We start from the raw sequence: 22065 nt of genomic DNA, 5'->3' as shown, positions 1-22065 counted from the left end.
CCGGGAGAACCCATGGACGATTCCGCGCTTTTTCAAGCACTTCAGGATAACCAACAAGACCCGCAACCAACGGCGGTCGCCACCATTGTCAGTATCGACGGCCCCGCCTACCGCGGGCTCGGCACCCAAATCGCGATTCGCGCCAACGCCCCGGTTTACGGCACCATTAGCGCGGGTTGCCTCGAAAACGACGTACGCCGCCATGCCGAATTGTGTTTTCAGGATCAGCGCGTGCACCGGGTAACCTACGACGCCACCAACGACGATGAACTGATTTGGGGCATGGGTACGGGTTGCGGGGGTCGCATCGAGATTCAAATAACACCGTTGTTCGACCCGGCCCAAACCGCCTTGTTGTCTTGGATCGAGGCGGTACAACAACGCCGCGCTTCAGGCGCCTTTTTGCAGGAAATCGTCGCCGACGGCGCCGAGGCGGCCGGCTTGTGTTGGCTCGACGGAAAGGGCGTCACCCCGGCGTTCCCCACAAGCAGCCTTCCCAGCGCGGCAGTGATCGACATGGCCATGGCGCGACTGGACCGTGATGGGTCGGACCGACGCGGACGACGCCCCGCGCTGCTGGAAGAACCAAGTGCGCGTTGGTTGTTTCGGCCCGCCGCGCCACCACCGGCGGTCCTGTTGGTCGGCGCGGGCAGTGACGTGGCCCCGCTGATCACCGGCTTCGCGGGGCTCGGTTGGCAAGTGGAAGTGATCGACCATCGACCGGACCAACGCGACCCGAACCGCTACCCCGCGGCGACCTGGCTGACGGCGGAACGGGCCAAGGACTTCGCGGCCCGACCGGCGCATCGCCGCGATTTCGCGGCGGCGGTCATCAAAGGCCACCACTTCGAGCGCGACGCGGCCTGGCTGGCGGCGGTTTTGAAGGAAGCGATCCCCTACGTGGGCGTGCTCGGACCGAGAAGCCGCTTCGAACGACTGGTGGCCCATCTCGCCGAACAAGGAACCCGGTTCGACGCGGAACAATGTGCCCGCGTCTATGCGCCGACGGGCCTCGATTTGGGCGGCGAGAACCCGGCCGAGGTGGCCCTTTCGGTGGTGGCCGAGGTCATGAAAGAAACCCACCGCCGCACGGGCGCACCGCTGCGTGAAAAGAAAGGTCCCATCCACGAGCGAGGAAGTCATTGATGGGGGTGTCCCGATGGTGCATCGCTTGGGATTCGTTGTTTCTTAGGATTTCCCGATGGTTTGAGGATAGGCGATTTCGCCTGCCCGCCTTTTTGGATCTGGATGCGCCGCGGATGATGCCGCTACTTCGTTGGTCTGGTAAATCCATTCATCCAAGGCGGAATTCGCAACACCAAGCAGGCGCACCCAATCGCACAGTCGCCATTCATCCAAGGCGGAATTCGCATCGCCAAGCGGGCACACCCAATCGCCCATCCTCAAATCATCCTAGTATCCTGAGAAATAACGAATACCAAGCTAACTTCTATTGGAACAAACAATGTACCGCAACCATCCATTCATCCTTAAACAACGAGTACCAGGCCCAATCAGATCCACCAACATCCCCTTCGCGTCCTCAGGATCCGTCTTTCCCACGAGTGAAACGGGAAAAAAATTGTTTGACCGAATCCAAGCGCGACGGCTTCTCGGCCTGTACTTGCTCCGCCTCGGCTTCAGCCGCCTCGTGCGCGGTCTCCGCTTCAAGTACCGGAATCCAAGCGGCCAGCGCGACATTGTAGGGGGTTCGCTCGTATTGGGCGGCCTCGGCAAGGAAGGTTCGCGCCACCTCAAAACGCTTGGCGGCCACCGCATGGGTCGCCGCCGCCTCCAGGCGTTCCATTTCGTGAGTCAGGGTGTGTAGATAGGAAAGATCGGCACCACAGCGGCCACATTGATGCTGTTCATCAATTTGGCCGTGACAGGCCGGACAATCGCTCAAGGATTTCGTCATCTCAGCCACCGCCCCTACATTTCCAGGTAAAACAGCAGATCGTCCAAACGACTGCTTTGTTCGTCTAACTTGGCCTCGTCGCCTTCGTTGGCCGCATCCTTCACCGCGGCCAAGCAGGTAGCGACATCACGCGCATCATTGCCCGTTAATTTGGGCAACAAGGACTCGGCCCGTGCGATCAGGTCCATGACTTCGGTCGCGGTATCCTCGCTCAAAGATTCCTCCGAACCGTCCTCGGCCGCATCAACGGTCGCCGACCCTTTTTCACCCTCGGCGAACAACCGCTCGATGCGCTCCTTCGCCGCCGAGATGCTTTGACCGTCACCCGCCTGAATCGAACGTCGAATCACCAGCGATTTCTGCAGACCGCTGACCTTCTCTTGGGCGGTGACTTCCAAAATGCCGTCGGCAGTCAGCGACAACTGCACGGTAACCAAGTTCCCGGCAGGCGCGGGCGATAAACCGGTGACGGTGAAATCACCAATCAGCAGGTTGTCGCGCACATCATCGCTTTCACCCTGGTAAATTTTGATTTCGACTTCTTTTTGGTTCTCGTTAACGGTGCAGAACACCTCGGACTTGGTGACCGGGATCGGTGTGTTCTTGCGAATTATGGGCGCAAAGAAATGGGGGTTGTAGGGTTTCTCCCCGCCGGACGCGGCGTCAATGGCGTTGGTGCCGAAGGTATAGGGCGTGACGTCCAGCAGCACCGAATCGACCTCGACGCCGTCGATTACCGCGGCCTGCACCGCGGCCCCGGTGGCCACGCACAGTTCCGGGTGAATCCCGCCACGCGGTACCAGACCGAACAAACGCTCCAGCGACTTTTGGATAAAGGGCGTGCGGGTGCTTCCCCCAACCAACACCACCTCTTCAATGTCCAACACGGTGAGTTCAGCCTCAAGCAAGGCTTTCTGCACGGCTTCCATGGTGCGGTCGACCAGGGGCGTAATCATCTGTTCGAATTCTTCGCGGGTAACCTCGCAGCGCAGGTGCATCGCCGTACCCGCTGCATCTTCGCCAATATATGCTTCCTCCACCACCGCAAACGGGAAATCGCTGAGATGGACCTTGGTCGCCTCCGCCGTTTTGAGCAACGCCGCGGCAAGGCGACCCTGCAAGGCATCCGCATCCAAGCTGTAACTTTTTTTGAGTTCCTCGAAAAAGTGGCGCACCAAACACTGGTCGAAGTCGTCCCCGCCCAAGCGCCGGTCACCGGTGCTTGCCATCACTTCCAAAACGTCCTGTTCGATGGTCACCACCGAGACGTCGAAGGTGCCGCCGCCCAAATCGTAAACCAACAAATGGCGCCGGCCCTCCTTGCCCACTTCGTAGGCAAGGGCCGCCGCGGTGGGTTCGTGAATCATACGCATCACTTCCAGGTCGGCCAGTTCGGCGGCGGCAAAAGTGGCCTGACGCTGGGCGTCGCTGAAATAAGCGGGTACGGTGATCACGGCACGGCGGACTGGAACCCCCAAGGCCGCTTCCGCGCGGCGTTTCAGTTCTTTGAGAATCAGCGCGGAGATTTCCTCCGGCCGGAAGGCGGAATCACCCAGATGGATCTTTTGCGTGCCGCCCATTTGCCGTTTCACCGAACGAACGGTCCGTTCCGGGAACAGGGCGAACTGGTTTTTGGCGGCCTCGCCGACCATGAAACGACCCGATTCGTCGCAGCCCACCACCGAGGGCAAAATGATGGGATCACCGAGTAAATCGACGCGACCCTCGCGGTACACGGCTATTTCAGAGTTGGTGGTACCCAGGTCAATGCCGACAATGGGACCCGGCGGGAGGTCAGGACGATGGGGCGCCATCGTTGCCTCCTTCGCCGCGGTTCACTTGCACCTCGGCATACCGCAACACCTCGTCGCGCCAGGTGTAACCGGGCAATAACTCCCCCGTGACCAGGCCGTCTTCTTGATCCGCCTGATGCACCACTTCGCCAACTTTCATGAATCGACCGTCAAAAGGCAATCCCAGCGTCGGGATGGGTTCCAGCCCGTATTGTGCCAATTGATTTTGGAGCCGATGTGTCAGCGCCTCGCGCCCTTCCGTCACGGTCGCCAACAACTTGGCTTCTTTGGCAAAGACCCGACCCGACCAGCCAGGCTTAAAATCCTTCATGGCTTGGTGTTCCGCGTGTAACTTGTCGCAAACCATGATCATGTCCAGCAGGATCGGCCGTATCAGTTCGCGCACCTGGGTTTCAACCCGTGCATCCAGATCCGCCTGTTGGGTCGCGCCAAGTTGTTCCATCACGCCACGACTCACTTCAATCGCGGCACAGGCACCCTCGAACTGTTGCAAACCGTCTTGTAGGATCCGCGTTTCGCGGCGAACCTCGCTCTTGAGCTGGGTCATTTCCCGGTGCAAGACCAGCGCGCTTGCGCCCATGTCGGCCTCGGGATTCGGCTCAGGGCAATCCTGGCTCAGGTAGTGGCGGAACCGTTCTACCAGGGGTTCGATATCGGCCGGCGCTTTCGGCATGTTCCCTCCCGTGCTTTCAGGACGTTGGCTCTTCGTGGTTTTCCCCGTTTTGGCAAAACAGTTGCCGCACATCGTCCGGCGCGACCGCGGCGGTTTGCAACCGCAAGCGGGCCTGCAGGTCGGCAACCAAGGGGGCGGTCGCCGGTGCGCGACGATCCGTCAGGCGCAAGGCGCGACGGCCCGCGGGGCAGCGTAACGCGTCGTAGGCGGCGCGGACGTGTTGGTAAACGCGCGGCGCCCGTTCCGGCGGGAATCGGCGCACCAAAGCGAGAAAGGCGCGGCGCACCGTCTCATTGTCATCCGCGGGGGTAACACCCAGTATTTCAAATGGATCGACCAGACACAATAGTCTTTTTCCCAGATCGTGAGACGTTTCTGTTGCGGGTTCCATGATGGGATGCTCCTAGCCGTCGCCGTGTTCTTCGAGCAAGGCAAAAAAATGTTCGATACGGCCCGCCAGTTCGGTTTCATCGTGGGCGACCGCCTCAAACAAGCTGTCGTCCAAGCGTTGCAGCAACGCCGGCGGGACCCGCTTCCCCTGGGCGAGTAAAAGACGGCCCTGCAACAAACACACACACGCATGGTTCACATCGCCGCGGTGCTTAAGCAGTTGATCGGCAAGGGAAAGCCAATCAAGTTCGAGCGCGGTTTCCACCAACTGTACCCAGGATGCAGCCAGACGACCATCCTCCTCGGTGGCGGCCATAGCGGGCGCCCATGCCTTGGCCGCGAGGGTCATTAGCGGTTCGTGGAGTTCGGGATCCTCCCAGGCCGACCAGTCATCAAGGAACTGTTGCAGCTCGGCCGCATCGGGTCGCCACGCGATGCACTCACCTAAGGCGTCGAAATCGAGTTCGGGCCAGTCCGGGGCCTTTCCAAGCCGGGCGGCCTGATGGAGCCAGCGCATCATGTGGGTTGCACGGCCACGCAGGGGTGTCAGTTTTTCACGCCAATCCAAAGGCGCCGGTTCCGTGGTCGGGTTGAAATGATGGTCGTAAAGGTAAAACAAGGCGCGATCGAGATGGGCGCGCGCGCACTGGTCAAAGGCCGCCAACAGCTTGATCCGCTCGGCGGGGTCCTCGGTCGCCACCAAAACCTGTTGGAGCCGACCGATGAGGTGGGTGCGCACATCGCGCGCCGCCGGTTCCAAGCTCGCCAAGGCCAAAGCGATGCGACAGAGCAGGTCGGTATCCGCCACGTGCCGTGCCAACCCCCAGGCCTTGCGCATGATGGGCGCCGAATCGACCTGTTCCTCGCAAACCCGCGTCAGCCAACGACATACCCGCGGGCCGGGATGCACATCGGCGGCCAGCCAATCCAAGAGAAGATGCCACGTATCTTGTTCATCCGGCGCCTCGGCCACACAATGCTCCAAGCGCGGCCAGACATCAAAACCAAAACTGAGACAGTCAAAACCACCCCGTTCCATTTCGAGCAGCAGGGTCAAGCCGTGTTTGACGGCCACGCGGCGGTCCAAGCTCGATGCATTTTCAGGATGATCCGCCAGTTCGAACCACAAGGCGGCGGCGCCGAAACGGTCGCGGGTTTCCTCCGCGCGTTTGGCCGAAACCAACAGGCACTCCCGCTCGTGGCGGGGCCAGTATGCGTCGCACGCGGGGTCCGGCGCGATCAGGGGCAACCACTGGACCGCAAAATGCGCCACCCGCGCGGCGGCGTCGGGATCGCGTTGGGTTAGTTCGCGGTGAAAAGGAATCAATGCCTTGAGCCGGGCCTCGGGGGCCAGGGTTTCGTCTCGCAAACAAACCAACAAGCCGTAATCCCGTTCATCCAGGCCGTTTAGCCCGGCGATGAGGCGGCGTTCATAGGCCGGTCGCCCTTCCCAAACCAACAGAGAGGTAACGGGTTGCCGGGCCGCCACCACGACACGCCACAAGGGTAAAAATGGTGAATCCGTCGCCAAACGACGCGCTACCTCGGGGAGCCGGTTGTTTTGATCCGCGGCCAAACCCGCCTTAAGCACCAAGGCCAAGTCACGAAAACCCGAATCAAAAGGCAATGCTTTTAACGCGGTCCGTGCCGCCGGCGCATCGCCACCACAAAAGGCGGCAAGCGCCCGCCGGGCCGCCTCAAGCCGCACGGCAAAAACGGCGGCCTCTTGGGGGACCTTTTGCTCGGGATGAAACCACAAAAAATTCGCCGCGAAGCGCGCCTCCAGGCGACGGGCGACACCGGCGGGTAGGCCGGCGGATCCATCAAGACCGGCCAGCCATGCCGGGGGGAGCCGCGTTGGTGTGGTTTTTAGGGCGAGTTGCACCGCGCCGGTGTGGTGAAAGCGCGCGTCCATACCCGGCGCTACTTGGCCCAACAATTCCTGGCACCGCGCTGAATCGCCACGAGATAGCGCTTGATCAAACCAAGCCGCGTGGATGGCGCGCCAAAGTGCCAACCCCGCCTCATCCGCCCTAGATCGCACCAACAAGGCGGCGGCATGCCACGCCGTTTCGAGACGACCCGCTTCAAAAAACCAGCGCACTTTGACCTGTAACAAACCGGGAGATAGGTTCTCCAGATCGACTAGGATCTTTTTGGTCTTGCGATCAGGCTGCAAAGATTTCGCCACGGGTCCACTCACATCTCATCCACCGTCTTTTCGGATGCTTCTCTTTTTTTCTGCGTTGATATATTACCACAAAGCCGCATGACATCCACTTGGCTTCCGTGAATCGCGCTGGTCCTCTATCTATCGGATGCGGGCCGATGAACCTTCACTTCAAACCTGGGAAACGGTCTGCAAGTGGGGCGAGACCGCGGCCAGTGCTTGGGGCGTAAAGTGGGCTAGAGGCAATCGCGGTATTGATTAAAACTTTCGCGGACGGTGCGTGCCTTGTTCAAAAGCTCGCCCTTGTATTCCGTCACCGCGCCGCGATCCCCTTCTAACTTGCGGCTTTGTGCGAGGGAGGAATTGAGCGAATCAAGCACGCGGAAGATCCGGCTCAGGCCGGGCTGACAGGTACGCAAACGCTGGACCGATTGGCGGCCCTCCTCACTTAAGGCTTCCTCATCCAATCGCCCGATCTTGCTGAACAAGGAACTGGATTCCTGTTTGAGCCGCGTGGTTTTGCCACGCAATTGGGACATCACCCGCCGCTCCGCTTGATCCCGACGTACCAAATCGTCGGTGTAGCGCAAGGTGTCACGACCCACTTGGTCCAGTTCACGAAAAAAGGTCTCCAGTTGTTCGCCGAACTGTCGTGGATCGAAGGCTTCGGTGCCTTGATTGTTGTGCAGGTTGTGGGGTTCCAGGGTAATCACTTTGGTAGCGGTGTTGATGTTAACGATAAAGTGGTTGAGAAAATCCTGGCCCAACAAACCGTAGATCCCACCGGAGGTCAGCGCGTGGATGCGGTTGCCCAGAACCGACATGCTGGAAACGCGCGCACCGGCCAAGGAGAGTTCATTCATTTTGTACATTTTGGCGTGGACGATTTTGCCCGCCACCCCGGTCATGGGAATCGATTGGCCGGTATTGCTGCCACCAACCTGCTCCAACAGGGCGGGATCAATCACGGTCTTGGAAGCACCGGTATCCAACACAATATCAAAAGGCCCGCGCTTGTTGAGGTGCAGCCCCACGATGATGTTGTTCCCTTCCAAACGGTATTCCAAGGTGATTTTGCCGCTTGTCGCCGCGGGTCTGCTCGATTGGTAGTTTTTGTTGGTGAGACCGGTAGGGTCTTTCAGTTTGTAGCGCTCTTCCTCGGCCTGACGTTTGGCCTCGGCCGCTTTGCGGCGCGCGTTCTGATCTGTTTCCACCCGTTCACGCCATTCCTCGGTTGCCTTGGCGGAGGCTTCCCAGTTCACCATGTTCTCCGGCAGTGCGAAGGTTTGACCTTTGTGGGTAATGGAAACCGTGCCACCGTTTCGCTCCACCCGTTCGGCCAACATTTTTTTTCCGTTCTTGAGGACCAGCACCTCGCCGGCTCCCAACAGGGTCAAGAAGCAAAGAAGCAACCACTGCATCACAGCACCTTTAGCGTTTAATATCGCGTTCGACGGAGGTAACAGCCGCCAAAGGGTTCATTATTTCAAAGAACGGGCGAGCTTGCCACGGCAGGGACGTGCGCTTGGTTGCAGAAGCCCTCATTTTCGCCTCGGCGCCGGCGGCCGGCGCGTGGGGTGAACCGGGGGTAATCAATCCATTTCCAATTTGTTTCAGTCGGCCGGGTTTGCCCGCTACGCCGGGCAAACAAAAAATGGGCCGAAGGCGGGAGCCTTCGACCCAGATTTCTAGAAACGATCAAGAACGATTGTGTTAGGCGTTACCGCGTTGCTTGCGGGAGATCGCCATGGCGGCACCCATCAGCAACAGGACAAAACCAATCAGTGCCCATTCACCCAAGGTAGGTACGGTCAAGACCGGAGCACCACCGGGGTTCAGGATCACGTTGCCACCGTCGGCGGCAACATAAGAAGTGTCGGGCGCGCCGGTTGCACTCAAGGTGATGGTACCGGAAGCGGGGATGGTGATGGGACCTTCAATGAGGGTCCAATCGGCGGGGTTGGTAGAACCGTTGGCATTGTAAAGCGAGAATACACAGCCGGGGGTACCGTTGGCCACAATGGAACCACCGATGGTGATGTTCAAGGTCACGGTACCGCAAGCGGTGGTGTCGTCATCGGTGATGGTCACGGTTACGTCATCGGTGTCACCGTCGCCGAACGCATCGTAGTTTGCGTCGGTTGAGGTGGGATCACCCACCGTGATGGTGTAGCTCAAGTCGCCTTCGTTGTCACCGTCGTCAACGGGGGTAACCGTTACGGTCGCCGGTGTATTGGCGGTGGTAATGGTCACGGTCGCGGGAGATACGGTTACCTCGGAAGGATCGCTGGAGGTGATGGGGATGTTGACGTCGGCCGTGGGCGCCGCACCCAAGGAAATGGTGAAGGTACCGGCGGGACCGGCTTCATTCACGGTCAGGGTGGTGGGGTTCACGGTAATGGAAGGCGTATCATCGTCAACGTTCACACCGGAAACATCCGCTACCGCGATGCCGTTGTAGGCGGTGTCCACGGAAGTTGCGGTCGTGGTGATGGTGAAGTTTTGGTTACCGTCGGCAACCGCGTCATCGACACCCGTTACGGTGACCATTTGCGAGGTGGTACCGTTGGCGGAAGTAAAGGTTAATGACGCGGGTGAAACGGTGGCTTCCGCGGTATTGCTGGAAGCGAGCGCGATGGTCACATCTTCCATGGGGAAGGTATCCAATTGAACCGTGAAGGTATCGGTTGTACCCGTCTCCGAGGTAGTGACGGCAACCGGGGTCACGGTCACGCCGGCGGTATCGTTGTCGTTGTTCAAGCAGAGCACATCGTCAACCGGAACACCTTGCCAGGTGGGATCGGTACTGGTCGTGTCGCTCAGGATGATGGAGAAGTTCACGTTTCCGTCGGCAATCATGTCGTCAACACCGGTCACGTTCACCGTTTGTGGTTGATTCCAGTTTGCGTTGGTGAAGGTCAAGACGGTCTGATCCGCGACACCCTCTTGAGGATCTTGCGAAGACACGTTGATCATCACGTCGGCGGAAGGTTGCGCATCGAGCACAACGGTAAAGAAGTCGGTTGCCGTGCCGTTTTCATCGGTGACGATGGGCGTGGCATTGGGCGTAACGGTCACGCCGGCCGAATCGCCTTCGTCCGCGTTGGCGAAGGTTACGTCGGCAGGATCCAAACCGTTGTAGTTCGCATCGGTGGATGCCGCCGGACGGGTAATGATGGAGTAGTCGATGGTCCCGTCAACGATAAAGTCGTTTGCACCGGTTACCGTCACCCGTTGCGACACGTTCCAGTTAGCGGTGGTAAAGGTCAAACTGGAAACATCGGCGGTACCCTCGGAAACGTCGGAGGTTTCAATGCCGATGACCACATCCGCGGTCGGCATGCTGTCGAGCACCACGTCAAAGAAGTTGGTGGTTCCGGTTTCACTGGTAGCCAGAGGCTCCGCGCCGTTAGGCGTTACGGTGAAACCGGCGGTGTCGTCATCGGTGTTGGTACCGGTCACATCGGCAACATCACCGGCGCCCAAGGCATCGTAGGTTCCGTTGGTACTGGTGGGATCACCGGTCGTAATGGTGAAGGGCTGATCGCCGTCGTCAACCATATCGTCGGCACCGGTGACGGTGACCATTGCCGAGTAACTGTTACCGGGGTTCAGGTCTACAGAGGCGGGAACCGTGGCTTCGTTGGTGTTGGAACTGCTCAGAGGAATCGTAATCGTTTCGCCACCGCCGGGTGTGGTGGTCGCGCTGATGGTGAAGTTCGCGGTACCACCGGCCTCAGTCGTCATTAAGCCGGTTGTAGGGGTTACCTGGATGTTGGCTGACTCGTCGTCAAGGTTGGTCACCGCCACATCGTCAACAGCAATCCCATCGAAATCACCATCCCCGGACGTTGCGGTGGTGGTGATGTTGAACGCAACGTTGCCGTCGGCCACGCCGTCGTCGACACCCGTAACGGTGGCGGATTGGGGCACGTCCCAGTTGGCGGAAGAGAAAGAAAGCGTTGCAGGCGCCACGGTTCCTTCGGTTACGTCGTCGGAAGCCAATGCAATGTCAACCGCGGCGGTTGGCGGCGCGTCGAGAACGATCTCGAAGGAAGCGGTTCCGCCACCTTCCGAAACCGACAGGTTGTTGCCGGTTACGGTTGTGCCGGCAACCAAAAGATCGCCGTCAATGCGGAACGAAAGGTCGTCCAAAGGCTCGGCACCCTGGGCGCAAGTCGCAATCCGCGCGCCCCAAGCGTCGATACAACCGGAAATCAACGCGTTCGCGGTGTACGCACTCTCGTGCAAATCGTCGGCGGAGTTGGAATACCGCCAGTTCCATTGGCCGGCTGCAGAGAAAGATTGGTTGGTGCGAACCGCCAGCCAGTAGGTGCCGGGCGTCAAAATTACGCCGCCACCGGGTAAGTTGATTTGAAAGTCAGCCGACTGGACGTCGGTCGGGGTGACGTTTTCCAAAGCGTAAATGGCACTACCGGAAAGATCGGTGGTGTCGGGCAAGCCGCCACTGTCACCCAAAATGTAAATGTTCACGGACGCCGCGGGCCCCTCGGGACCGCCACCACCGTTGGAGTAGTTGCCCTGGACCAGGATGGACTCAATGCGCCATGCTTTGGCGGTACCGGGAATGACGAAATCGTCTGCCGCGGTTAGGGTCCAGTCAACACCGGGGGAAATTTCCGTATCGGTAACGCGCTGGGACAAAATACCACCCGAGGTTGCGGGTGAATCGTCGGTGGTGTCGAACAAAACGGTCGAACCACGCGTGGGAATATCAGCCAGCGGCTCGCCGCCGGGGCCGTCAATTTGAAACTCAGGTGGAACCTGGGCAAAACCTGCCATTGACCATAACAGGAGAATGGATCCATAGAAAAGCGTTCTCATTTCTCGTCTCCGTAGAAATCATTAGGTTGTTCAATTGTGGGGTGAGGCACTTTATTGTCGGCTAAGGTACCACAGTTGATTACGTTAATCCAACCTTTTGCCGGGAAGGATCCCCAATCGTCCTTAAAGATCGTGTTGCCAATTCTTTCCAGGCCAAATGCGAACCAAATGAACCCATTTTTTTGCCAATGCATCTATGAGAGCACCGACCTTTACTTTTGTTACTGGAGAAACCATTCACACCCCGTGCAAGGACCGTTCCAGGAAAGCATATTTTTTGCCAACCCTTTACCGGGACACGACACCGAACAAACAAAACCAATAAATCAAAACCCTTAACCAAAGAAACTTCACCGAAAATTCAGCGCTAAGCCAACCCCTTTTCACACCTTCGCCTTTACCCAATCCTGTCTCCCTGGGCGAGACGTTTTTCACGCCCACATCCCCGGAATCCACAAATGCGGCCTTCATCACTGATCCCGACACCCACTACAACCCACATTACCCAGTACCCTCGCGTTACCGCTCTTTGGCCGCGGCACGGAACGTGCTACATTGGGCCCCACCGCCGCCAACCGCATCACCGAACCATCATCCCAAACGCTCATCGAGGCATTCCCATGAAACAAGTTCGCACCCATGCCGACGTTGTCCTTCAACGCGTCGGCGAGGAAGCCGTCCTACTCGATCTCAATTCAGGTACCTATTACGAGCTCAACCCCATGGCCCGCCGCATCATCGAATTGCTCAATGAATGCGGTGATCCCAAGGTGGTTGCGGCAACCCTGGAGCAAGAGTTCGAGGTCCTACCGGAAGAACTCGATTCCGACCTCAAAACGTTGCTGCACCAGCTCGAAGCCAACGGCCTGTTGCAAACGATCTAACCCCCACGGTAATCCAACACCTTGCGTGAACTCTGTGCGTTGCTCGGCGGCAACGGACCCTTCCAACAAGAACGCCTTCACCACTTACAACGCGGTTTGCGAACACCGGCCGAGGCCCGCGTGACCCATCACACCGAAACCAACGGTGATCACTGGATTCTCGCCGGACACCAATATCAGGCCTCACGCCTTTCTCCAGAGACTTGCATTGGCTCAGTCGGATCGGTCACCGTCCTTGCCGACATGGACGCGCCGGATCAACCCCGACTGCGGCGCAAGCTCGGCGAACAAAACCTCAGCGGTGCAGCTTTGGTCGCGGCCGGTTTCACCCGGTTGGGCGCCAAACTTGCCGCCGAGTTACGGGGAAGTTACAGCCTGATCATCTGGGATCGGCACCACCGCCGGCTCACCCTCGCGCTCGACCCCTTGGGCGCCAAAACGCTCTACTACCATGCACTCGGTGAAAACAGTTGGGCCATTGCCACCCACGCTCGCACCCTTCGCCACCTTGCGAAAGACCGGCCCCCCGAACCCCGAGCCGCGCTCATGTGGTGCCTCAACGAATACGACACCCGCTTCAGCATGTGGCAAGACATCCACGGCTTGCGGCCGGGAGAATGGCTGACGTTTAACGGGGCCGGCGAACCAGACGGCAAACGCCGCGGCATTCACCGCGATCACACGGGACCGGTCACCCTCGACCGACTCTGGTCCACCCTTCAAACCTGCGTCGCTGAAGCAACCGATGATGCAACACGAACCCACGCCATGCTGAGCGGCGGGCTCGATTCCAGCTCCGTCGCGGCCGCGTTCACCCATCACCACGGCCGACCGCCAAGCTGCCACGCCTTTGCCTTTGAAACCCTACACGACTGCGCCGAACAGGCGTTTAGCCAAAAAAGCGCGGAAGAACTCGGCGCGCCCCTACACTTATATAATGCAGAACAGTTCCCCGCCTTTTACCGCCAAGACGGCATCCAACCACCGGAAAACCCTTTCCAGAGCAACGACCCCTTGGAATATGCCGTATTTCAAAAAATCAACAAGCTAGGCGGCCAAACCCTGCTCACGGGACATGGCGGCGACACCCTGTTTACCAACCCGCCCCAAAGCACCTTACTCCGTTTCCCATGGCGCGCAAACGCGGCCGCGAGCCGAAACCTGTTCACCAAAGCCAAACGCGCCTGGCAGGTATGGCTGGCACACCTCCCGCCGGACGGTCTCCAGCGCGCCAAGGCACGGCGACGCGGACTGTGGAAACGCCACCCGGCGTGGCTGCGACAAACGGCCCTGCAAACAGCCGACCCTTGGTCGCTGTTTGACCTAATCGGCCTACCGACCGGTCTCAATCCGTTGACCCATTACCTACACACGCGGATGACCCGCGACGCGGCCGGCGTGCGCCGCGCGATTCACTGGTACAACCGGGCGGCCTTGGAAACCGGAATCCACATCGCGCACCCCTTGTTCGACGAACGCCTTGCCGACCTGATCCTATGCCTTTCCCGTGAAGCCTGGCACAAACATCCCGAACCCAAAGGTTTACAACGCGATTTACTGCGGTCCTTTACCGGTCTCGGCGTGTGTGAACGCCTTGAAAAACCCACCCTGACCGCCTATTATCACGCGGGCATCAAAGCGGAACAGGCTTTCCTGACCGAGGCATGCAACGCTCTCGACGCGCCCTGGTTTGACCAAAAAAAATTCTGTCACGAGGTCGAAACTTTTTGTGCCGGCACGCCACCTTACCCTACAGCCGATTTTTTATCCGCCGCTTGGTATTTGGTCTGGCTAAGTCAAGATTTCACTTCCAATTGACCGCGAGGGTGTTAAAATATGCAACACACTTGATAAAAATCATTTCAGTCGATTTTTTCCGAAGCAGGCAAGTCGGTTCAAAAGTTTGTTTCTTTGGTTAAAGTTTGCTTGAAAGATTTCCGAAGAGTTGGGTATCGCTTAGGACGACACCACCCTTCAAAGAGACCCTTGTGGTCGAACCTCGCTAATGGGCGGCGATTAAGACTTGCCCCAAAAGAAATAAAACCTTAGATTCAAGCAAACCTACATTTGCTTCATGATGGGAGAAAATGATGAACGTCAAACAACCAAACGCCAACCAACATGACGCGAACATCTCTATGGTCAAAAAGCCCTACGAGAAACCCGTTATGGTGTGCCGCGGCGACGTCGCCGAATTGACCCTTTCCGGTTTCAACGCGGGCTCCGACAGCAAGGCCACCGGCGACTTTGTTATCGCCTCCTAGAACGTTCCATTATTTTTTTCACGGCTTCCAGATCACCAGTCCCTTCTGTTTAGGGATTCCTGAATCAAACATCGCGTCGTCGATCATCTGTGCCATCACCCGTCTTCATGACGAACCCCGAAAGAGCGATCCCTTATGGGCTAGCTCTTTTTCTTTGTCCGACGGAACCCCACAACTCAAACTCTCCCGCACAACCAACGGCTACGTCCTGCGGGTCGCCCGGGTTGGTTTTTTTTCGATTGCACCACAAGGAATCGGCGTTTTCCATAACGGCGACGTGAGTCCTGTCCCCTATCTGCTGGGGCGGGTGTTCACCCTGTGGCTGGAACTGTTTCACATGCCCGTTCTCCACGGCGCCACCCTTCACATTCACGGCACCGCACGTGGGTTCCTCGGGCACAGCGGCGCCGGCAAGTCGACCCTCACCGGTTACCTCAATACTCGCGACATCCCTTTGGTGACCGACGACCTTATTCCCCTGGAAGACCAGAACGGGACCTTTATCGTTCAGCCCGGCATTCCGTGTTCGCGCATGTGGCCCGCCTTCGGACGCGAATTTTATGGCGCGTCTTTTGACGACTTCCCCCGCGTTCATCCCGAAATTGACAAACGGCGCATCCCCCGAATCGTCGCCGGTCGTGATCGCTTTGTCACAAATGCCGTGCCCCTAACCCACCTCTACATCCTCGAACGAGACGAACACCAACCAGAACCCCAAATCAGTCGTCTACCGCCTGCACAGGCCCTGGTCCACCTGGCCCACCTATCTAGTATCCATTTGGAAATAAAAGCATTAGGCCTTCAGAGCACACGTCTCATGACTTTGGCGAAGCTGGTCGAACGAACCCAGGTCAACCGATTGCGTTACGGCAACGGCCTAGCGACCCTGGAACACATCGCACAACTGCTCACCCATTCATCCACCCAATCCGCAACACCACCCGGCGGCTAACGCGCATCGCGCGGCACAAAACAGGTCATCGGCACAAAACGCCCCGATTCTTCACCACCCGTCACAAATTGCTGGTCACATACCAGCCAAGCATGGGCTTCCATGGCTTGATCAGGCTCTTTCAGAACACCGAACCAAATACAAGGGGTTAAACCGCGCCGTGCCAACATGGCCCGACCGGTTAAGGCCTGCACCAAACATTTCGCCTGCCAAGGTACGTGCCGCGCACACCGCCGGATCGCCCGTGCCACGACCCGAATCTCCGCGGCGCGCGGACCACTCACGGTTTCGGGTTGCCATTGACGTTTCTCCGCCCGAAGGCCGAACAAGCGCAGCAACCGCTGGAACGATATAAAAAGCAGGGCAAACCTGGCCACCCCGAGCAAAAGCACAACCTCGACGTAACACATAAGTTGCGTCGGGCTACTTTGCCGCAGGACCTGAAGCTTGCCCATCATCGGTCTCCCGAACATGCTGTGCTTAGAAGGCGTTGTTGGTTTGCTGGGTCAATTGAACCCGCGCATCGGAAAAAGCGTCGAGCAACATTTTTTGGGTCAGCGTCTCGGGCAAAACAATGGGATCACCTTGTCCAGGATAAACCACATAAAGCGGAACCCCGGCACGGTTGAACTGTTGCAGCATTTGGGTGATGTGGTCGTCCTTGTTGGTGTAGTCCACTTTAACGCTGTAAATCCCCTCATCAGCCAACACCTGCCGCACGGCGGAACGATCAATGACCAACTTCTCATTGGCCTTACAGGTCAAACACCAAGCAGCGGTGAAATCGACAAAAACAATGCTGTTGGTTTGGCGCAAATGCGCCAAACCTTTTTCAGAGTAGGGAATCCAGGCAATCGTGTCGGGGGTGGAGAAACGGCGCTCAATGGTCTTGAAATACTGATCACCCAGTTCACCTGTATTCGTCTGGCTTGCTTGCAGTTGCCCCTGTAAGTCCAACCGAAGGTCCTCGATAAAACGCTCCCGCGCGGCTTTTGGATTGCTGATGTCGAACAACATAAACATACCTACAAAAATCGAAGCCGCGGCGGAAAGCACGGCCACCAGCAAACCACCGCGGCGGCTTTCGGTGAACCAGGATTGACCAAAGACCCAGGCGGAAAAACTGAGACCGACCAACATCGTCATGGTACCGATCACCCCGTCGCGGCCGGTCAAATCAACAAGCACACTGAACAACCACACCACGGTCGCCATCATCAAGAAACCCAACACCACTTTGAAATGATGCATCCAGGGACCCGGTTTGGGCAGCAGCTTGACCAGCCCGGGGATGTAACACAGCAACAAATAAGGAAACGCGAGGCCAAAGGCAATTACCTGAAACACGAGCAAGATGACCAGCGCGTTCTGGGTGAGCGCCCAAGCATAAGCGGTTCCCAAAAGCGGCGCGGTACAAGGCGTCGAGAGCAGGGTCATCAGCGCCCCCTGAAAAAATGCCCCGCCGGCACCTTGGCGATTCGAAAGCCCGTACAGCGCGTTGGCGTCGGGTGCACTGATTTCGTAAACGCCGAGAAAGCTCAAACCCAACACAAAAATTAAGGCGGTCATGCCGATGACAAACACGGGATTTTGGAACTGGAAGCCGACACCGATTTCGTTGCCTGCACTTTTGGCCACGATAAAAAACAAGCTAAACACCAAGAAACAAACCATAATTCCGGCGGTGTACACCCAGCCTAACTTAATGCGATGCCAATGGTTCTCCCCGGCTTCTTTGACCACGGCAAAAACTTTTAGGGAAAGAACCGGCAAAACGCACGGCATGAGATTAAGGATGGCACCACCCAAAAAGGCAAAAAGCAGAATCGTCCAAAATGAATAATCAAGCGCGGGCGTTTCGGCGGGTGGACCGACCTTGGCGCTGGACGCCGGGGCAACGCCCAGTTCGGCGCTTGGTTCAGGATAGAGCTGTAAACGCAGGGGCGGATGATCGGCACCAAAATCAAAAACACCGCCAAGCGTGGGCGCCTCCGGCTCGGCCGCAAAGGCACCGAATTCGAGATCAACCACCAATCGGCCGCCCTCATGACGTGCTTTGATGCCGTCATGTTGGGCTTCCTCGGTAAAGGTCGGAAAAAAAGTTATCGCCTCGGGCTTAGTTTTAATTGAGGCGCTTTCCGCCTCGCCAAAGGTTACCCTTGCGTTCCATTTTTCCTCGGCAAATTGCCAAGAAACCGCGTATTGAAAATCTTTGGGGGCAGGCCGCGGCAGGCGCGCACGAAACTGTTCAAACAACTTGGTTTCAGTTGGTTTGGCTTGACCCACTCCCAAGTTCAATTCGGCCTTGGCCTCGCCCGGGATGCAACTCTCTTTACACTCCAGCCACTTCACCAGACCTTTAATACTGATTTCGGTTTCCGATCCGGTATACCGAGCTTGGGCGATTAAAAGGGCTTCGTCGTCATAGCCATAGGTCACGTAACCGGCATCGTCCACAAAACGTTTGGGCACGGGAAACTGCAAATCCTCAACCTGGAGTCCTTCAACCGGTTCCAAAATCCACTCGGTCGGTAAGCCGGCAAAACCCGGGCTTTCCCAATAGGTGTGCCAGTGGTCGCGCATTTTTAAATGGATGGCGAGCGAAAAAGGTTCGCCCTTGGCCACCACGGTATGATCCGCGACAATCTTTGCGGCGACATGGGTGCCGCCAAACAACGGCATCGCCGCCAACAATACCAATAAAACCAAGTGTTTCATGTGTTGAAATCCTCCCTCGGCGGCACGGAGAAAAAAGCTTCTCGCCAAGCACGCTTCCCTATTATACGCAACCAGAGCAAAACCCATTCCCGCTTTCACGGGTCTTTGCTAACCCGGTCTCCATTTGGTAGGCGCCGTCACGAGCGCCGCCACCGTATTTTGACCGTGATAACTCACCATAGGGGTGTGGCGGGTGGCGAAACAACTCTGGCCGGTAAGATTGCGACAAAAGGGAAACGCGAGACGGTCTACCCCAAGTCAGTCACAGGCGAGAGATCGAGCAACGATTTGAGTTCGGGTAAATCGGCGGGCCCCCAAAAGGGCACGCGCAGGGGGATTCTCCCCAAGACGGGAACCTGGCCAAAATGGCGCAGGTCGGCGACATTGTCGGGGTGTTCCGGCCCAACCAACACCAAGCCGACGCAAGGAATGTCACGTCGGCGCAATTCTGCCAGGCTCAGCAAGGTATGGTTCAAGGTTCCCAACCCGGAGCGGGCAACCAGCAGAGCGGGAAGGCCTAGGTGACCGATCAAATCAACAATCATGTGTTCCTGATTCAACGGCACCATCAAACCACCGGCACCTTCCACAATCAGCGGTCCTTTCACATCGGGAAGCTGAAAATCGCTCAACCGCAAGACGCGATCCTCGCGACGCGCGGCTTGATTGGGCGACATCGGTGCCTTGAGACAGAACCGTTCCGGTAACAGACGTTCCGGGGGGCACCAGTCGGCCAGCGATTGACGGTCAGTCGTAGGGTCGATCCCGGCCTGGACCGGCTTCCAATAGGTCGCCTCAAGAAAAGCAGTTAACACACAAGAAACCAGCGTTTTACCAACATCTGTATCTGTTCCCGTAACAAAAACTTTCATTTTTTAGTCCGTCACCTGTAGCAAAAGTTTGCCCATCAAAGCCGCCAAGCGGTCCACATCCGCCTCATCGAGTTTGGCGTTAAAGGCGAGCCGTAATCGCGCGCTCCCGCGCGGAACCGTCGGCGGTCGAATGGCCCGAATATCATAACCGCCGGCTTGAAGGGACTCGGCAAAGAAACAGGCGCGCTGGTCGGTACCCAAAATCACGGGCACGATTTGGGTGACGCTTTGGCCCATGTCCAGACGGCCATGCATGTGGTCACGGAAGCGTTGTGCGAGCGCCAACACCTTTTCAGCCCGCCAGGATTCGTGTTGCAAGACGTCCAGTACAGCTAGATGATGGACAGCCGTAAGCGGGGGCATGGCGGTTGTAAAAATGAAATTGCGGCAGCGGTTAATCAAGCGCTGCTTTACGGCCTCGGAACAGGTCACAAATGCGCCAAAACTGGACCAGGCTTTGCCACAGGTGTGGAGGGTAACCAAAGGTACATGACCCATCCCTTGCGCGGCGCACAAGCCCCGGCCTTGCGGCCCAAAGACCCCGGTCGCATGGGCTTCATCCACGATCAAAAACGCCTCGTATTGCTCGGCCAGGGCGACGATCTCTTGAAGCGGCGCCACATCACCGTCCATGCTGTAAACCGATTCGATCAAAATGAAACGCGTACCCGAGCGGCCCATGTGTTCGGCGGCGTCACGCGCCAGCAGTTCGCGCAGGTGCGCCATGTCGTTGTGGCGAAAGTTGTGCCGTACGGCTTTGGTTTGGCGCATTCCGTCGATCATGCTGGCGTGTACCAGTTCATCGGCGAACAGTCGATCACCGGCCCCGGTCAGGGTGGTAATCACCCCGACATTGGCATCGTAACCCGAGTTAAACATCAGCGCGGCGGGTGCGCCGGCAAAATCCGCCACGGCGCGTTCGGCGGCCTCGTGGTGGGCGGTATTGCCGCGCAAAAGCCGAGAACCGCCTGAGCCGAGGGGAATCCCGTCGGCAAGGGCTGCTTGGAGCCGTTGCCGGATCCAAGGGTGCTCGGCGAGACCGAGGTAATCGTTGGAAGAAAGATCCAAACCGGCGGGTTGCCGTAACGCGCGCAAGCGGCCTTTGGCGGCGAGTCGTTCTTCTCCCCGCGCGAGCGTTTGATCAAAAGTCCGATGCCGCGCCTGCCATTGGGCGACATCGGGGGGGTCTGTCTTAAACGTTGACACTGATCGCGTCTTCCTCCGCGGGCGCGCCGGCGCGATTCTCCATGGCCTGGATCCCCAACAGCCGGAACATGGTGTCGTCGCTGGATTCACCGGGGTTGGCGGTCGTCAGCAATTTATCGCCGGCAAAAATGGAGTTGGCACCGGCGAGGAAACACAGCATTTGCGCTTCTCGAGACATTTGCAGGCGACCGGCACTGAGCCGAACCACCGACTTGGGCATCAGAATACGGGCGGTCGCGATGACCCGAACCAAGAGGAGTGGGTCAATCATCTCTTGGTTTTCCAGCGGGGTCCCTTCGACAGGAACGAGCGCGTTAATGGGCACACTTTCAGGATGCGGGTTAAAGGAACTCAACCGCTGCAGGAATGACAGGTGATCCTCACGGGTTTCACCCATGCCGATGATGCCGCCGGTACACATGGTAATGCCGGCCTTGCGCACGTTTTTTAAGGTGTCGATGCGGTCCCCAAAAGTACGGGTCCCAATAATTTCCCCATAGTAATCCTCTGAGGTATCGATGTTGTGGTTGTAGGCATACAGGCCGGCTTCTTTGAGGCGTTCCGCTTGCTCGGGCTTGAGCATACCCAGCGTGCAGCAGACCTCCATGCCGAGTTCGTTTACACCTTTAACCATCTCAATAACTTGGTCGAACTGGGGACCGTCTTTGACATTGCGCCAGGCGGCACCCATGCAGAAACGGGTCGAACCATTGGCTTTCGCCTCACGTGCTTTGGCCATCACGGTAGGCATCGGTAACAGCTTTTCGCTTTCCACCGAGGTTTGGTAGCGGGCCGCTTGCGGGCAGTAGGAGCAATCTTCGGGACATCCCCCGGTTTTGATGGACAACAGGGTACATTTTTGAACCCGCAGGGGATCGTGATTTTCGCGGTGGACAACCTGCGCGCGGAAGACCAACTCCAGCAGCGGTTGATCGTAAATTTCGGCAATTTCATCAAGCGTCCAATCGCTTTTCAATTCATTCGGCATATCGCCCCACCCTTTATTAAATGGTCGATGCGGTCGCGCGCGGGGAAGCGATTCCTCGAACCCGCCCTTTTCGTGGGCCGGAATCGAGATCACCGCGGCCCTAAAACTCGGCCTATTTCGCGATCCTCACCTTGGCCGCATATTATGCCACAAATCAAAGGCGGCGGGGAGCGCGGTCCCCCGCGTCCCGCCTAGCCCGCATTTCTCACAAGGCGTTCTGCCGCGGGGCAACCCATGCGCTTACGAGGGGGCGGCCTTCCGCATTACTCAGTCGAGCAATAGGCGACGTAGCGCTGAAAGGTCGGCCCCGCTCCCTTTGCGCTTGGTCGTAATCTTCGTACTCCCAAGGCATTCAGTTTCTCGCTACGACT

The 22065-nt window shown here is 58.0% G+C and carries 18 protein-coding genes; 5 read left to right on the top strand and 13 right to left on the bottom strand.

What is annotated here, in order from left to right; genetic code table 11:
• The first annotated feature begins 12 nt into the window (after window positions 1-12).
• On the top strand, window positions 13-1146 hold the full coding sequence (locus tag J3U88_RS07080; RefSeq protein WP_207857856.1) for an XdhC family protein: 1134 nt from the start codon (window positions 13-15) through the stop codon (window positions 1144-1146).
• Between the two features lie 42 nt (window positions 1147-1188).
• Here J3U88_RS07080 and J3U88_RS07075 read toward each other — a convergent pair whose 3' ends face one another.
• The 8 genes from J3U88_RS07075 to J3U88_RS07040 all read right to left on the bottom strand — a co-directional run bounded on the left by J3U88_RS07075 (window position 1189) and on the right by J3U88_RS07040 (window position 11810).
• Window positions 1189-1401 carry a hypothetical protein gene (locus J3U88_RS07075; RefSeq protein ID WP_207857855.1) on the bottom strand — a complete coding sequence of 71 codons (213 nt, stop codon included), beginning with the start codon at window positions 1399-1401 and terminating at the stop codon, window positions 1189-1191.
• Between the two features lie 142 nt (window positions 1402-1543).
• A complete protein-coding gene (locus J3U88_RS07070; protein WP_207857854.1) occupies window positions 1544-1918 on the bottom strand; it encodes a hypothetical protein in 375 nt (124 codons plus the stop codon).
• 14 nt (window positions 1919-1932) lie between these two features.
• Window positions 1933-3732: an Hsp70 family protein gene (locus J3U88_RS07065; protein WP_207857853.1), complete on the bottom strand. Its 1800-nt coding sequence runs from the start codon at window positions 3730-3732 to the stop codon at window positions 1933-1935.
• Entirely contained in the window at window positions 3713-4405 is a 693-nt protein-coding gene (locus tag J3U88_RS07060) for a nucleotide exchange factor GrpE (RefSeq protein ID WP_207857852.1), read from the bottom strand. Before J3U88_RS07060 ends, J3U88_RS07065 begins: the two co-directional genes overlap by 20 nt.
• 16 nt (window positions 4406-4421) lie before the next feature.
• Complete coding sequence (locus tag J3U88_RS07055) at window positions 4422-4796, bottom strand: hypothetical protein (protein WP_207857851.1); 375 nt, start codon at window positions 4794-4796, stop codon at window positions 4422-4424.
• Between the two features lie 12 nt (window positions 4797-4808).
• Window positions 4809-6986 carry a hypothetical protein gene (locus J3U88_RS07050; RefSeq protein WP_207857850.1) on the bottom strand — a complete coding sequence of 726 codons (2178 nt, stop codon included), beginning with the start codon at window positions 6984-6986 and terminating at the stop codon, window positions 4809-4811.
• A gap of 215 nt (window positions 6987-7201) precedes the next feature.
• On the bottom strand, window positions 7202-8386 hold the full coding sequence (locus J3U88_RS07045; RefSeq protein WP_207857849.1) for a retropepsin-like aspartic protease: 1185 nt from the start codon (window positions 8384-8386) through the stop codon (window positions 7202-7204).
• Window positions 8387-8678: 292 nt separating this feature from the next.
• Entirely contained in the window at window positions 8679-11810 is a 3132-nt protein-coding gene (locus J3U88_RS07040) for an IPTL-CTERM sorting domain-containing protein (protein WP_207857847.1), read from the bottom strand.
• A gap of 620 nt (window positions 11811-12430) precedes the next feature.
• Between J3U88_RS07040 and J3U88_RS07035 the strand changes: the two genes are divergently transcribed.
• From J3U88_RS07035 to J3U88_RS07020, 4 genes are all read left to right on the top strand, one after another.
• Complete coding sequence (locus tag J3U88_RS07035) at window positions 12431-12694, top strand: PqqD family protein (RefSeq protein ID WP_207857845.1); 264 nt, start codon at window positions 12431-12433, stop codon at window positions 12692-12694.
• A 21-nt stretch (window positions 12695-12715) separates the two neighbouring features.
• Complete coding sequence (locus tag J3U88_RS07030; RefSeq protein WP_207857843.1) at window positions 12716-14512, top strand: asparagine synthase-related protein; 1797 nt, start codon at window positions 12716-12718, stop codon at window positions 14510-14512.
• Between the two features lie 272 nt (window positions 14513-14784).
• A complete protein-coding gene (locus tag J3U88_RS07025) occupies window positions 14785-14958 on the top strand; it encodes a hypothetical protein (protein ID WP_207857841.1) in 174 nt (57 codons plus the stop codon).
• A gap of 277 nt (window positions 14959-15235) precedes the next feature.
• Window positions 15236-15910 carry a hypothetical protein gene (locus J3U88_RS07020; RefSeq protein WP_207857839.1) on the top strand — a complete coding sequence of 225 codons (675 nt, stop codon included), beginning with the start codon at window positions 15236-15238 and terminating at the stop codon, window positions 15908-15910.
• On the opposite strand, the gene J3U88_RS07015 is transcribed toward J3U88_RS07020, so the two are convergent.
• The 5 genes from J3U88_RS07015 to bioB form a co-directional block, all read right to left on the bottom strand.
• Window positions 15907-16365, bottom strand: coding sequence for a lasso peptide biosynthesis B2 protein (locus tag J3U88_RS07015; RefSeq protein WP_207857837.1), 459 nt, complete (start codon window positions 16363-16365; stop codon window positions 15907-15909). The genes J3U88_RS07020 and J3U88_RS07015 overlap by 4 nt on opposite strands.
• Window positions 16366-16390: 25 nt before the next feature.
• Entirely contained in the window at window positions 16391-18628 is a 2238-nt protein-coding gene (locus J3U88_RS07010) for a cytochrome c biogenesis protein CcdA (RefSeq protein WP_207857835.1), read from the bottom strand.
• 248 nt (window positions 18629-18876) lie between these two features.
• Entirely contained in the window at window positions 18877-19500 is a 624-nt protein-coding gene (bioD, locus tag J3U88_RS07005; protein ID WP_207857833.1) for a dethiobiotin synthase, read from the bottom strand.
• A gap of 3 nt (window positions 19501-19503) precedes the next feature.
• The gene (locus J3U88_RS07000; RefSeq protein WP_207857832.1) at window positions 19504-20706 is read right to left on the bottom strand and encodes an aminotransferase class I/II-fold pyridoxal phosphate-dependent enzyme; all 1203 of its coding nucleotides are present in this window, start codon (window positions 20704-20706) and stop codon (window positions 19504-19506) included.
• Complete coding sequence (gene bioB / locus J3U88_RS06995; RefSeq protein WP_207857830.1) at window positions 20693-21694, bottom strand: biotin synthase BioB; 1002 nt, start codon at window positions 21692-21694, stop codon at window positions 20693-20695. The genes J3U88_RS07000 and bioB overlap by 14 nt, the downstream gene beginning before the upstream one ends.
• Between the last annotated feature and the right edge of the window lie 371 nt (window positions 21695-22065).

The organism is Acanthopleuribacter pedis (assembly GCF_017377855.1).
Taxonomy (GTDB): Bacteria; Acidobacteriota; Holophagae; order Acanthopleuribacterales; family Acanthopleuribacteraceae; genus Acanthopleuribacter; species Acanthopleuribacter pedis.
Note: the sequence above shows the minus strand (reverse complement) of the source record. Positions and strands in the feature narration are given on the sequence as shown.